This is a genomic window from Aminobacter sp. P4_D5 (assembly GCF_056401815.1).
Genome location: NZ_JBFUIP010001141.1, coordinates 1 through 572, shown reverse-complemented (window position 1 = coordinate 572; position 572 = coordinate 1). Strand labels below are relative to the sequence as shown.

Sequence of the window (572 nt, the reverse complement as noted above, 5' to 3'; positions counted from 1 at the left end):
GGGCATCCTGCCCGCCCAGGCCCCGGCCGAGCGCGCGATCGGGATCGTCTCCGGCCGTATCACGGCCGAATCCGCGCGCCTGCCCTCGGCCGCCATCGACCAGATGGCCGCGCGGCTGGCCCGCGAGGCCTTCTCCACCGGCGATATCGGCCGGTACGAGAGCCTGATGGCCATCGGCCGCGACGCCAACCAGGCCGAGCGCTTCGTCGCCGCCGAGACCGCCTATCGCGCCGCCCTGGCGCTGCAGGAGCGCGCGCTAGGCGCGAATGCCCCGGACAGCTTCCAGCCCATGATCTACCTGGCGCTGCAGCTCTCCAACCAGGGCCGCTTCCCCGAGGCGGAAGCCTTCTTCAACCGGGCCGCGACCCTCGCGCCGCGCGCCTCTTCACCCCTGGCCACCGCCGATCTCGCCCATTACCGCGGCCTGCACGAGGCCAATATGGGCCACAACGACCGGGCGCTGGCCCTGCTCGCCCAGGGGGGCACGGGCTATGCCCGCTGGGTGCCGCCGGAGCTGCGCGCCGGAATGGCCAGCCCGCAGCCCTCCATCGATCCGCTGACCAACCGGGCGC

At 73.8% G+C, this 572-nt stretch carries 1 protein-coding gene; it reads left to right on the top strand.

Features of this window, described 5'->3' with window-relative positions; all coding sequences use genetic code 11:
- The coding region (locus AC1DWF_RS37140) for a tetratricopeptide repeat protein (RefSeq protein ID WP_476843426.1) at positions 1–572 on the top strand (572 nt) is incomplete at both ends.